Annotated in this window: 9 protein-coding genes; 3 read left to right on the plus strand and 6 right to left on the minus strand. The window is 32.6% G+C overall.

The genetic code is table 11. The features are described 5' to 3' along the window. Positions 1-53 precede the first annotated feature (53 nt). The gene (gene sigG / locus Q0516_RS10370) at positions 54-815 is read right to left on the minus strand and encodes an RNA polymerase sporulation sigma factor SigG (RefSeq protein ID WP_007048891.1); all 762 of its coding nucleotides are present in this window, start codon (positions 813-815) and stop codon (positions 54-56) included. A 176-nt stretch (positions 816-991) separates the two neighbouring features. Here sigG and Q0516_RS10375 point away from each other — a divergent pair, with 176 nt between their 5' ends. Next, on the plus strand, positions 992-1,711 hold the full coding sequence (locus Q0516_RS10375; protein ID WP_117532283.1) for a 16S rRNA (uracil(1498)-N(3))-methyltransferase: 720 nt from the start codon (positions 992-994) through the stop codon (positions 1,709-1,711). A gap of 95 nt (positions 1,712-1,806) precedes the next feature. Here the strand turns inward: Q0516_RS10375 and Q0516_RS10380 are convergent, their stop codons facing one another. The 5 genes from Q0516_RS10380 to Q0516_RS10400 form a co-directional block, all read right to left on the minus strand. Further along, on the minus strand, positions 1,807-2,874 hold the full coding sequence (locus Q0516_RS10380) for an endospore germination permease (RefSeq protein WP_294467265.1): 1,068 nt from the start codon (positions 2,872-2,874) through the stop codon (positions 1,807-1,809). A gap of 1 nt (position 2,875) precedes the next feature. Continuing rightward, the gene (locus Q0516_RS10385; protein ID WP_257479846.1) at positions 2,876-3,952 is read right to left on the minus strand and encodes a Ger(x)C family spore germination protein; all 1,077 of its coding nucleotides are present in this window, start codon (positions 3,950-3,952) and stop codon (positions 2,876-2,878) included. Position 3,953: 1 nt separating this feature from the next. Then, a complete protein-coding gene (locus Q0516_RS10390) occupies positions 3,954-5,399 on the minus strand; it encodes a spore germination protein (protein WP_294467268.1) in 1,446 nt (481 codons plus the stop codon). A gap of 15 nt (positions 5,400-5,414) precedes the next feature. Continuing rightward, positions 5,415-6,140, minus strand: coding sequence for a DUF421 domain-containing protein (locus tag Q0516_RS10395; protein ID WP_294467270.1), 726 nt, complete (start codon positions 6,138-6,140; stop codon positions 5,415-5,417). A gap of 117 nt (positions 6,141-6,257) precedes the next feature. Next, positions 6,258-9,446: a transglycosylase domain-containing protein gene (locus tag Q0516_RS10400; protein WP_294467273.1), complete on the minus strand. Its 3,189-nt coding sequence runs from the start codon at positions 9,444-9,446 to the stop codon at positions 6,258-6,260. Positions 9,447-9,678: 232 nt separating this feature from the next. Here Q0516_RS10400 and Q0516_RS10405 point away from each other — a divergent pair, with 232 nt between their 5' ends. Both Q0516_RS10405 and Q0516_RS10410 read left to right on the plus strand, forming a co-directional pair. Beyond that, positions 9,679-12,606 carry an insulinase family protein gene (locus tag Q0516_RS10405; RefSeq protein WP_294467276.1) on the plus strand — a complete coding sequence of 976 codons (2,928 nt, stop codon included), beginning with the start codon at positions 9,679-9,681 and terminating at the stop codon, positions 12,604-12,606. 27 nt (positions 12,607-12,633) lie between these two features. Further along, on the plus strand, positions 12,634-14,151 hold the full coding sequence (locus tag Q0516_RS10410) for a D-alanyl-D-alanine carboxypeptidase family protein (protein WP_294467279.1): 1,518 nt from the start codon (positions 12,634-12,636) through the stop codon (positions 14,149-14,151).

The raw sequence follows: 14,151 nt of genomic DNA on the forward strand, positions 1-14,151 counted from the left end.
GGTGGATAGGGCATAAAATAAAAAGATATGACAAAATCGTCATATCTTCATTATTAAATTTCATTCTTGATTTTTCTCAGCCCGCTTTTTTCAAGTCTTGAAACTTGTGCCTGACTTATTCCTATTTCATTGGCAACTTCGATTTGAGTTCTTCCCAAATAATATCTCTTAAGGATTATTTCTTTTTCTCTGCCTTTTAGCTTTTCAACAGCTTCTTTTAAGGAAAGTTTTTCCGTCCAGTTTTCTTCTCTGTTTTTTTCGTCTCCCACTTGGTCGATAAGTGAAATGCTGTCACCGTTATCGTTATACATTTGGTCGTATAAAGAACAGGGTTCTACTATTGAATCGAGAGCAAAATTCAAGTCTTTTTCCTTAACTCCCAGCTTTTTTGCTATTTCTCTGTTGGTCGGATTTGTATCTTTATGAGCTTCTTTGTATTTTAAAGCTTTATAAGCCATATCTTTAAGCGAACGGCTTACTCTTATAGTTCCGTTATCCCTTAAATATCTTCTGACTTCACCGATTATCATAGGTACCGCATAAGTCGAGAATTTAACTCCGAACTTCACATCAAAATTATCTATCGCTTTGATAAGTCCTATACATCCAACCTGAAATAAATCATCCATATTCTCATTTCTGTTTGAAAAACGCTGAACAACACTTAAAACTAGTCTTAAGTTGCATCTGATAAATTCGTTTTTTAAATCTTCTTCACCATTCTTAATCCTTATTAACATATCCTCGATTTCTTTATTGTTTAAATTTGGTAATGTTGCGGTATTCACACCGCAGATCTCTACTTTACGTATCATATTTTATTTCCTCCGGTTAATAAGTTTTGTCACTATATAAATTTTTACCGAGGATAGTAAAGTTATTCTATTTATCCATTAAAAAACAAGGAAGTTAATGGAAGTTATTTTCCACTGACTTTAAAAAAAAATAGAATTATAGTATAATGATTTATATTTTGTTTAAGGAGATAAAAATGCCTAGATTTTTTTGCATAAATAAAGAAAATGATAAATTTTATTTGGATAAAGAAGACAGTAAACATATAATAAAATCCCTTAGGATGAAAGAAGGGGATAATATCACGATATGCGATAAGAACGGATATGACTATGAGTGTGAACTGATAATAGATAGTGAAAATGTTCAGGGGAAAATAATATCAAAAAAAGAAAATGATACCGAACCAAACGTTAAAATCACACTGTATCAGGCGCTTCCAAAATCGGATAAATTTGAAACCATAGTTCAAAAAGCCGTGGAGCTTGGGATATATGAAATAGTACCTATAATGACTAACAGATGTATTTCAAGACCGGATAAAAAATCTATGAAGAAAAAGATAGAAAGATATAATAAAATCGCTTTTGAAGCCGCCAAACAAAGCGGGAGAGGTATTATTCCAAGAGTACGAGAAATGATTGGTTTTAAAGAGGCAGTAAAAGAAATAAAAGATTATGATATGAAAATTTTATTTTACGAAAATGGGGGAGAAAGCCTTAAGGATTTCAAGTATGAAAATTTAAATGATATTGCTTTTATCGTAGGAAGCGAAGGGGGATTTGACGCTTTGGAAGCCGGGTATGCTAAAGAAAACGATATTACCTTAATGGGACTTGGCAAGAGGATATTAAGGTGTGAAACGGCTCCTATCGCTGCTCTTTCCGCTCTTATGCTGCTTACTGATAATATGTAATTATTTAATAACCTTAGATTTATAAATAATTTAACAAATAAAAAAGAGATAGTTTTATATTATCTCTTTTTTATTTGTATTTTAACTGTAATATTTTAAGTCGTTTTTCTGTTTTTTATTTTAGAGATTATAAGCACTAAAATAGGAAGAATAAATGCAGTAAATAAGAAGTACCACTTGAATTTAAAAAGTAATAATAGTAGCTTATTAATGGTTGAAGGTAATATCATAACAGTAAAAAATACTATTATTGTATAAATTATATTTATCTCTTTAATATTGCTTAAATTCATAATATGTTTCAGTCCGAGCATTGCGGCATAGGAACAAACGGATATCTTGACTAAAGTAGTTATAAAGAAATTAAAAGCAACGATTATTTCCATTCTGGTCACGTAAGTTCCTATACTGGACAGTCCGACGGTAATGAAAGTAGGATATGGGACTTTTAATAAAAGCGGAAATCCAAGTACAAATATATTTGTAAAGTATATAAGCATGATTAATATAAAGCTTACAGTAAATGCAATAGAATAGCTTTTTTTAATATTTTCATTTTTGTTTATATTATTTATTATAAACCCGAAGAGTACTATATCTCCGAAGGGGAGGATTATACTTAATAGTAAATTATCGTATATATTATCCATATTCAGTGTTAAAAGCGAATTTAAATTGTTAATGTCGAACATTTTAACCGAGAATAATATTCCAAATAAAATAACGATAATATTTATTGGTATCAAAAATGTAGATAATTTCCCAAGGGTAATTATATTTCTCTTAAGGGTCAAAAAAATCAACAATAAAAATATTATTGTAGTAATTATTACAGGGGTTTTTATCAAAATATTATTTTTTGTAAATATAATGAAATATCTCAAATAAAATATTTCAAGTATAAATGCATATATCACAAAAAATAAATTTATAATCTTAGAAAAAAATTTATTAAAACTGTCGTCTATTACCGTAAATAAATTTTTTTTGTTGTTTTTTATTATTTTGGTGCATGTTATTATCGGTATCAAAGCCGCTAGGAAAGAAATTATTATATATAGCGGGTGAGGAGTCGTGTAGAATGTATAGCCTGTCATAATTGCCGTACCGAGCATGTAAAGTATCATCATAGATGTCATTTCTTTTGTTGATAGTTTATCCATTTTACTCCTCCATATCTTCTTTAAGTGTTACGTGTACTTCAATATTTCTATTTAAATTTTCGTAAAACTTATTCCAGTTTTGATTGTTCTTTTTTTCTTTATAATTGTTTAAATGATATCCGTAGCCGAATATATCAAGTTTAAACCTCTTTTGAGTCTCTTCTATAAAGTTACTTAAATCTGTTTCTAACTTGTTTTCCAAAGCACTTTTCAACTTTTCTTTTGATGTAGTTTTCTTCTCGTTGCTTTCAATATATGCATTTACATCCATATCAATATTTAATCTATTATTTTTAATACTTGTTCTTGTTTTCTTTAATGAAACCTTTGCATTGATAAGGTTGTCTTCTTCTTTCATTTTAATTTGAATTGAATTTTTCTCGTTCATTAAAAGAGAATAATAATTTACATCTTTGTCGTCAATATATCCCGCAAGCTTATCTCCTTTAAAGACTGCAATTTTATTTGCATAAAAGTTTTTCTTTTCTTCGCTTTTGGCAACCTTTATAACCGGAAGAGTAAGTTCTATACCGGAGTTTTCAATTGAATTTATGATTTTATATGCCCTGGAATTATCACTGAAAAGTTTATTCTTGCTCAGCTGTTCAAGGATCTCAAAACCGTGAAAAGTTTCATGACCTTCTTTTGACATTAATATTTCCTCGGCTGATGAGCCATAGGTTGTAGTAAAAATAGTATTAAATCTTAGATTATTTTTTTCATATACAAGGTTTAAGATATCGTAAATCCCGTCTTCTTTTGCGTATTTTTCCCCGACTATAATAAGTTCGCAGTGAGTAAGATTTACTTTGTTATTGAACTTCCCGTCAAGTATACTGAGGGCTTCATATATTGAATCTCCCTTTGATGTTATTACTTCCGGTTTTACGTTAAGCTCCCCGCCGTAATCGCTTGCGTCCAGAGTTTCCGCACTTACTACATATCCGTCTGATACTTTATCTACCCCTAAAGTAAATATCAATATTTCTCTTTCAAGTTCCGAGTAGTCATAGCATGAACATAGCAGGGGAATCATAAATGTTAAAAGTATTATAGATAATATTTTTTTACCTTTCATATCATTCCCTCCTATCCGTCTTTTCCGACATATCTACAGGTCTTGTATTCATTTTGAACCACGGCGCTCTGTAGAAACTATCTTTGAACTGCTGAGGAGAGTGGAATGCTACATCTGCTGTGTAAGACATCCCGAAGGATTCAAGACTTGATATATGAACTATAAGAAATAAAAATGCGATAATAAATCCATAAAGTCCGAACATAGATGATAGTATGATAAAAATAAATCTAAAGATTATAGTAGAACCTTTTACGCTTGGTATCATTAGTTCGCTTATTGCTGAAAGAGCCACTACTATTATCATAGGTGCACTTATAAGTCTTGCTTCCACTGCGGCTTGTCCGACTACAAGCCCTCCTACAATCCCAAGAGCAGTGCTTGCACCGCTGCCGCTCCTGTTTCCCGCTTCTCCCAAAATTTCAAATATTATTATCATAAGTATGCACTCCGTAAAGGAAGAGCAGGGGAGTCCTTCTCTTGCCCCAATGATACTTATTGCAAGATTGCTGGGGAGTATTTCTTTATGAAAAGTTATTATGGCAAGATAAAGCGCTGGGATACATATCGCCAAAAAAAAGCTTACTATCCTTATCATTCTGGTAAAGGAAGCGAAGTAATAATTTAAATAATAATCGTCTCCGGACATGAAGTTCTCAATAAATAAATACGGGACCGTCATAACTATAGGCGTTCCGTCCACAAATAAAGCGACCCTGCCTTCAAGTATTTTGCTTGCTACGATATCCGGCTTTTCATATGTTCCCGCTGTTTTAAAAGGGGAGCGTTTATCATCTTTTATAGATTCCAAGACGTAATTTACATCAAGGACCGAATCTATATCAATTTTTTTTAGTCTTCTTTTTATTTCTTTTAGTACTTTTTTATCCACGAGACCGTCGACGTATGCCAGACAAGTTTTTGTTTTTGTTATTTTACCTAAAGAAGAAAATTCAAATTTTAAATTAGGACTTTGAATTTTTCTTCTGAGCATAGAAAGATTGGTGAGTATATTTTCCTGAAATCCTTCCCTGGGACCTTTTGTTATCCTGTCTGTAGGAGGCTCCATTATTGACCTCATCATAAAACCTTTGGTATCTATGCTTAGTGCTGTATTCTGCCCTTCTATTAAAAGGATAGTATTTCCGTAGAGTAAATCGGAAAACATATCTTCAAAGGTAGTTATTTCTTTTACATCATTTGAATAGAGTATTTTGTCTTCCAGTTTTTTTATTATGTTAAATTTAAAGACGATTTTCTTGTTTTCAAGTATTGCTTTTATTATGTCCTCATTTATTCTTTCGCTGTTTGACATTCCGTCTATAAACATCAATAAATAATCAATTCCTTGATTGTTAAAATGTCTGTACCTTATCGTATCATCATTATTGAATTGATTTTTGATTATCGCTGTATTTATTTTTAAGCTTTTGTGTAATTTATTCATATTAAACCTTCAAATCTATAAAAAATAATTGTCTTCGTCGTCTTTGATGTTCTGATTTTTTAATTGGATATTTATATTATCTTCACTGTCCAGTGTCATTAAAATAACATCTTTTATTTTATATCCTCTTGAACTAACTTCATTATCAAGCCATTTTCTGTCTTTTTTCATATTTCTTAAATTAGCTTCCATTATATTTCCGTCGATGATTACATTTGCGGATAAACTGCTTTGTGTTGTCGGAACGGAAATATCCTTTAATATCGTAGGTCTGTAACTTTCTTTAGGAAGTATACTTATATCTCCCGTTGTTTCTAAAATCGCAAATTCTACATTTGCTATATCAAAATATCCTTTTATTCTAAGCTGTGTTAGTAAATCGTTAATATCGTAATTATATTTTTTTAGATTTTCTTCTATGATCTTGCCTTTATTGATAAGTATTACCGGTATTCCTGTAAAGAGTTTTCTTCCTTGAATACTTTTATCTGCTATAAATGCGCTAAGTATTGTCATCAAAGTATATAAGCCCATTGCAATTATGGGAAGGTACCAAGGTATCTCAGTATCTATAGCCATTTCCGCTGCTATGGAACCTATCGTTATACCTACTATATAATCTAAAAAAGTAAGCTGTGTTATTTGTCTTGGTCCCGTGATTTTTGCAAGTAAAAATATTACAACTACAGAGAGAATAGTTCTCCATATAACTAAAAAAGATGCGTCTAAAAAATTATCCATAATATCCTCCATTTATTTGTAATATATTTTTTTCCAAAATATGTACAAATATACTTTAATTAAAATAAAGAATTTTTATAATAAAAAAACACCTGCATTAATGCAGGTGTTTTTGTTTTATTTAAATATTTCATTTAATAAAGAACTAAATCCTATACTGTAATTAGAAGCACTTTGATTATTTACAATAATATTGGATGATAGACTGTTTTTCTTTTTATCATCTTCATCGTCATCATCGCCTTCTTCTCCGCCGCCGCTGTTATCAACGACTGTTACGGTGAACTGTGCACTTCCCAGCTTTACTCCGTTATAACTGATTGAGCAGGAAATAGTATAAGTTCCCGGTGTATTTCTGTCAAAGCCGCCTTCTCCGGTTACTGTTACTGTAGCTGAATCCGTCGAACCATCAGATAATGTTACGGTTGCTGACGGAGTAGAATAACCGCTGCCTTTATTTACCGTAACGGAATTTGAATCAAGTCCGTAAGACTGTACCGTAGGTGCTGCTGCACCTTTAACTGTTATTCCCGCTTTAGCTGTAAGAGTTTCACCTTCCTGTGAATAACTTGCCGTAATCGTTGCATTCCCGGCGCTTACACCTTTTACTGAATTACCGGATACTGAAGCTATTCCCGAACTGCTTGATGAAATTTTTGCGTTTACATTTTTAGTAGAGCCGTCTGCTAATGTTATCTTAGTAGTCACTGTAGCACTTTCTCCTACATTGATAGTTCCGGGGGAAATAGTTATTGTGAGTGCTTGTGCCGTTCCCTTATTATGGATATCACATTTTCCTTTAAGACTGTATTTAGCCTGGGAGCCTACTTCGTTTTTACCTGTCACTCCCGGCGGATAAGTTATTTTGCTTAAATCAAGCAATACTGATTTCTTAACTAAATCTTTAGGACAGTATTTGGTAGCTTTTTTCTTTGAAGCCGAACAGATACTTGCGGACACATGGATGTCATCTTTTCCGTTAGGTCCTTTTCCGGTTAAGAAGTATTCCGAATATACTTTTGAACCTCTTGGATCTTGAGACGATAGGGACGTAGGGCTTTTGCCTGAAACACCGTCTACTGCTGCTTGATATACATCATCAGGCTGACTTGCAAACTGACTGTTAGATATTTTTTTCTTGGAATATATTTCGCTGAAGGCATTTTTCCAAAATGCAGCGGGTCCGTTTGTAGATCCCCCGTACGTACCGATATTTAAGTGATAAGTGTTTCCGTCTACCGTGACTACATTTTGGTCATATCCGTACCATACAGCTCCGGAATATTCAGGAGTATATCCACAGAACCAAGCATGCCTGTTTTCATCAGTGGTACCTGTTTTACCGGCAACTTGTGTTCCGTCAATTGAAATGTATGTTGTACCGCCCTTTACAACGTCTTTTAGTATATCTGTTATTATGAATGCGGTACCTTTTTCAAATACTTTTACTTTTTCAGATTTGTTACTTATTATAACATCACCGTTTTTATCCGTGATTTCAGTATACATTATCGGAGTTTGTCTTACCCCGCCGTTTGCAAATGTAGTGTATGCACTTGCCATATTAAGTGTTGTTTGACCATGTGTATAACCACCAAGAGCAAGAGCCGCAGGGTTTAGGTCATTTGTGTCCGAATCTTTTACTATGTCAAGTCCTAATTTTTCTGCATATGGCACTATAGTTTCAGCACCTGTCTGCATCATAGCCTGTACAGCGATTGTGTTGGTAGAATTTGTAAGACCTTTTCTGACTGTCATCATACCTTGATTACCGCCGCCTGAGTTTTTAGGTCTCCACCCTCCGATACTTATTGATGTATCGTTGAATGCTGTACCTGCGGTTATCTGTCCGGAATCAATACCCGGACCGTATGTCGTTAGAGGTTTTGTTGAAGACCCCGGCTGGAATTTTTGTGTGGCTCTGTTCATTGATAAGCTCGCAGTCTTATTTCTTCCTCCGACAATACCTGCTACATATCCCGTTTTGTTTTGTATTACCGTCATTCCTACTTCAGGATTATATTCTATTTTTTCGCCTTTTTTCTTACTCATTGCCGAGCTTGCAGCACTTGCCGAGTAAGACTGAGAAGGGAATATCGAATCATTTTCCGCTGTCTTTTCGAGTGCATTTTGTACTACAGGGTCAAGTGTAGTTTTTATTGTAAGTCCGTTATTAAGTACAAAACTCGATGCATCTTCTTTTGAATAGTTGTATTTTTTTGCTATATCATTGACAACTTGTTCATAAACCGCGTCCGTAAAGTAAGAATATACTCCTTGGTTTTTATTTTGTTTAAGTCCTATTTTATTATTTTTAAGTTCATCTACTGCTATATCATATTCTTTTTGAGTAATATGATTTAGACTATACATTTGTTTAACTACTGCCAATGCTCTTTCCTTGTTATTTTCATCATAAGCAAGGACTTTTTTACCTTCTGAATTTGTTTCCTTTACTAATGTATAATCCCCGTCACCGTCTTTATCTTCGTATTTCAGTGGATTATAATAACTAGGAGCATTGATTATAGAAGCAAGGACTGCCGCTTGTGCAATGGAAAGCTGACTTACATCCTTTTTAAAGAAGTATCTTGAACCTGCCTGGATACCCCAAGCCTGAGACATATTTACTTTATTCAAATATGCTTCAAGTATTTTTTCTTTTGAAAGTTTCTTTTCAAGCTCTATAGATAATTTCCATTCCTGAACTTTACGCTTAATAGAAGTTTCACTCGTTAAATGAGTCAGTTTTATAAGCTGCTGAGTTATTGTACTACCGCCCGGTCCGTCTGTACTTCCCGATGTAAGAACTCCGACAATAGCCTTTGCCGTACCTATAAAGTCAACTCCTCCGTGTTCATAGAAACGTTTATCTTCTATAGATACAAATGCTAACTGTACGATTTCAGGTATCTCATCAATGGATACCGGCTCTCTGTTTTCCGAGCCTTGCAGTTCCTGGTAGTATTTTCCGTTTTTATCGACCAAGTGACTTGCGCTTGCATAATCGAATTTATCCAAGTCCAAAGCAGGAGCTTGAGCCATCCATACCAGCATAAGCGAAAAGCCGCCTATAAAGCATACTATGCCCAGCGTTACTATGGCTGCGATCACTCTTTTAACTGTGATTTTTTTACCCTTCGGTCCTTTAGGTTTGTTTTTACCAAACCTCTTTTTACCTAAAATACCTTTTTGTGAAGTGCTTTCACTTATATTATCTTTAGGTTTTTTAACTTTGACTCTTTTTCTTCTCATTTTGACTTTTCTTTGCATGTCGTCTTGAGTCTTCCTGTTATTATCGCCCATTTCTTACCTCCGTAATATATGCTTCGCATATTCTTTACCATTATATATTGTTAAACTTTTTTTATCAATAGCATATGTTGTAATTTGGCAATATTTAATAAAATTTTAACAATATTATCACTTTATAATAATAAATAATAATTTTATAAAAATAATAATAATAAAGTATTTATAAAATGAGCAAAATTATATATAATATACATTTATGAATGAAAATCCTATGGAGGTAGTGATGGAACTTAAACAAAATGAAACATATTCTAATTTTCTGCTTAAAAATATAGAAAAAGTTAATGAAATAAATTCAACTTCTTATGAATTTGAACATATAAAATCTGGAGCGAGGTTATTATTTGTATCCAATGATGATAAAAATAAGGTGTTCAGTATAACTTTCAGGACTCCGCCCGTAGATGATACGGGAAGTGCACATATACTTGAGCATAGTGTGCTTTGCGGGTCTAAAAAGTATCCTTTGAAAGAACCTTTTGTAGAGCTTATGAAGTCTTCTTTGAATACTTTTTTAAACGCCATGACATTTTCGGATAAGACTATGTATCCTGTTGCAAGCTTGAACGAAGCTGATTTCAGAAATCTTATGGACGTATACTTGGATGCGGTCTTCAATCCTTTGATATATGATAAGAAGGAGATTTTAGAACAGGAAGGCTGGCATTATCATATCGAAAATAAAAATGACGATATAAAATATAACGGTGTTGTTTACAATGAAATGAAAGGGGCTTTTTCGGATCCGGAAGATATTTTGGCAAGAAATATAGAATCTAATTTATATAAAGATACTGCTTATTCTTATGAGTCAGGCGGAGACCCTAAATATATCCCGACTTTAGACTACAGCACTTTTTTAGATTTTCATAAGAGATATTATCATCCGAGCAATTCTTACATTTATATATACGGAGATACCGATATTATACGTCACCTTGAATATTTGGATAAGAATTACCTTGAAAACTACGATAAAATGAAGGTTGATTCCAAACTTACCGAACAGACTGATTTTTCGGGTGTGGAAAAAAGAGTTGAAAAATTTTATTCGGTTAATGATGGGGAAGACAGCGATAATAAATATTTGCTTTCTTTAAACTACAGTGTTGGAAGTGTTCTTGATTTAAAGCTTGGTCTTGTATTTAATATACTTGAAAAAATACTCTTTGACTCGGATTCATCTTATTTAAAAAAAGCACTTTTAGATGCGGATATTGCCGATGAAGTAATGCTTGATTATAATAACGGTATACTTCAGCCGGTACTTAGTATTTCCGCAAAGAATGCAAAAAAAGATAAAATAGACGAATTTAAAGATGTCATTATAAACACATTCAAAGATATAGTAAATAAAGGTATAGACAGAGATATTATAAGAGCTGCTATCAATAATTTTGAATTTGAATTAAAAGAAGGGGATACAGGAAGTCATCCTAAGGGGCTGTTATACTGCATTACAGTTATGGAAAGCTGGTTATATGACGGGGATCCGATGCTTCTTTTAAAATATGAAAATGCTTTAAATGAAATCAAAGAAGAAGCTGAACACGGGCTTCTTGAAGATGTAATCAAAGAATATATTCTAGAAAACGAAAAATATAATTATGTGATTTTATCTCCAAAAGAAAATTTATCTGATGAGGAAGATAATAAGCTTAGTGATAAACTAAAAAAATATAAGGAAAGCTTATCGGATAAAGAAATAGATGAACTGATAAAAGATACAAATAATTTGCTTGAAATGCAGAAAACTCCGGACAGTGAAGAAACGAAGGCATTGATACCGAGGATTTCAATCAGTGATATAGATGTGAATCCATCAGTAGTAAATGATGTGGAAATAGAGCATGTAGATAATAATGACATCTATATAAGAACTGATGATACAAAAGGAATTACTTATCTTGATATAAATTATGAAGTTCCGATAAATAATGAAGAAGAAGTTCATATGTTATCTCTTCTTACTAAATGCTTTGAAAACTTCAATACAGAAAATTTTGATATGTTAAGCTTGAATAATGAAATCAACGAGAATTTGGGAGATATTTTATTTACGATTTCCCCATATCAGAATATGAAGGAACATGATAAGTTCAGATCTTTCTTTACTTGTTCTGTCAAGGCTTTTTCAAGTAAAGAAGACAAGATGTATGAAATAATGGAAGAGTTATTGATCAGAACCGATTTTGATAATAAGGCGAAATTAAAAGATGTCGTTAAGGAAGAAGTTTCTAAAATGCAGTCGAGATTTATGGGTGCCACTCACAGAATGGTCCTTAATGAAGTTCTCGCTAATATAAATAGAAAGTCTAAGTTTGTAACACATTTAAATGGAATTCCATTCTATGATTTCATCAAAGATTTAAATGATAACTTTGATAAAAAAGCAAATGATATAATAAAAGGACTTAAAGAACTGGTTCAAAGAATAATAAATTCCAGAAAAGATGTAATCATAACAGTAGGAAAAGATAATAAAAAACAAAGTTTAAAACATGCTAAAGAATTTATTGAAAAATATCCATGCAGTAATGAAACAAAGATAAATATAGATTATAAGAAGTCAGATGATAATACTGTTATTTATCTACCTTCAATGGTAAATTATGTTGGCGAAGGTGCAAGTTACAGTGAACTTGGATATAAATATGAAGGTTCAATGCTTGTTTTAAAGAAATTTTTATCTACGGAATACCTTTGGAACAATGTAAGGGTTATGGGCGGAGCATATGGTTCGTTCATTCATATGGATAAGTTCGGCAATCTAGGGTTAGTTTCATATAGGGACCCTAACGTAGCGAGAACTTATGAGATGTACTCCAAGATACCTGATTATATAAAAAATATTGATTTAAACGATGAAGAAATCAGTAAGCTCATAATAGGAACGATTTCGGATATGGATACTCCTCTTAATGTATACAGTAAACTAAGGGAATATGTAACAAGAAAATATACTCTTGACACATATGATAATATTAAGAGAAGAAGAAAAGAAGTCCTAACGACTACGAATGATGATTTAAAGAGACATTATGATATGTTTAATGATTTTATTGATAAATCGGTTAAATGTGTAGCCGGAAACAAATCTAAAATAGATGAAGTCAAAGATAACTTTAATAAAGAAATAACATTATTTTAGATTTAATTGATTATAGAAAGGAAGAATATGAGGAATAAAAACATATTAAAAAGAACATTATCAAGCTTTTTAATAGTCGTTGTATTATTATTAAATATTACTTCAAATATATATGCGGCTGCTCCGAAAGTAAGTAAAGACTCGTCTATTGGATTATATCTTTACGAGGACTCCACAAAAAGTGAACTTTACAGTCACAACGGAAATAAGAAGATGTATCCTGCCAGTACGACAAAAATCATGACTGCCGCATTGACACTGGAATATATAAAAGATTTAAATAAAAAAGTAACTACGGGAAGTGAACTTAACAGGCTTCCCGCAGGAAGTTCAACGGCAAGTCTTTATAAAAACGAAACTCTTTCTTATAAAGACTTACTGTATGGATTGATGCTTCCCTCGGGCAACGATGCTGCAATAGTTTTAGCCTGTAATGTAGGGAAAGTAATAAACAAAGATAAGAACATAAGTAAAGATAAGGCATATAACGTATTTGTGAAAGAAATGAATAAAAAAGCCAAGGAAATCGGGATGAGCAAAACTCATTTCAACAATCCCCATGGATTTCATGATAAAAATCATTATTCAACTCCTCACGATATGGCACTTTTAGCCGCTTATGCCGATGATTTCAGCTATTATAATAGAGTGGTTGATTCTACATATTATGAAACGACAACAAATAAAACAACTCACAGATGGTCCGGACACAATGCTCTTATATTAAGAGGAAGCAAATACTTCTATAAACCCGCCAAGGGAGATAAGACGGGATATACCGGGGAAGCCGGAAAATGTGTCGTAGGCTCAAGTGAAAATGATCAGGGTATAAGATATTATGCCGTTGTACTTCATTCTCCGACAACTGCTCAGCAGTTCGGTCTTGCCAGAGATTTACTTAAATACGGAAATGAGGAGACAGCCAAGCTTACTATCGAAGAAGAGGGGGATACTTTATATAAGTACACCGTAAGAAACCTTGCACTCGGAGAGCAAGGTGCATTCAAGGTAAAAGTAAATAAAGATATTGAAGTATATGCTGATAAGAAATATACCGAGGATAATTTTACGATTTCATTCGAACCAAGCTCAAAGTATCTAAAGAAAACAAATACCGAAGATTATGAATTGGTAAACTCTATAAGCGAAGATGATAAAATAGGCAAAATCAATGTATATCTAAATGGAAAATTCTTTAAAAGCGTAGACGCTTTTTCAAAGAATGATGTTGATATGCGTTCTACGAGAGATATCATAATTACAAATGCACTTATAATGATTTCACTGTTATGTTTGATAATCATGGCACTTGTACTATCATCAAGATATAGAACTAAGAAAAGGATACAGCATAGAAAAAATTTAAAAAGAGCAAGGCTTAAAAATGAAATAAAGACTTACGGGTCGAGGGTACCGAAAAGGAGACCTTCCACCAATGACAAAGGACAAAAAATAAAGGTTGTAAAAAAGAAGAACAACAAATCAAGACCAATGAATAAAAATACAAAATATATGAGGACAAGAAAGAGAACCAGAAAAAAATAA

It is taken from the genome of uncultured Anaerofustis sp., from assembly GCF_938029165.1.
Lineage (GTDB): Bacteria > Bacillota > Clostridia > Eubacteriales > Anaerofustaceae > Anaerofustis.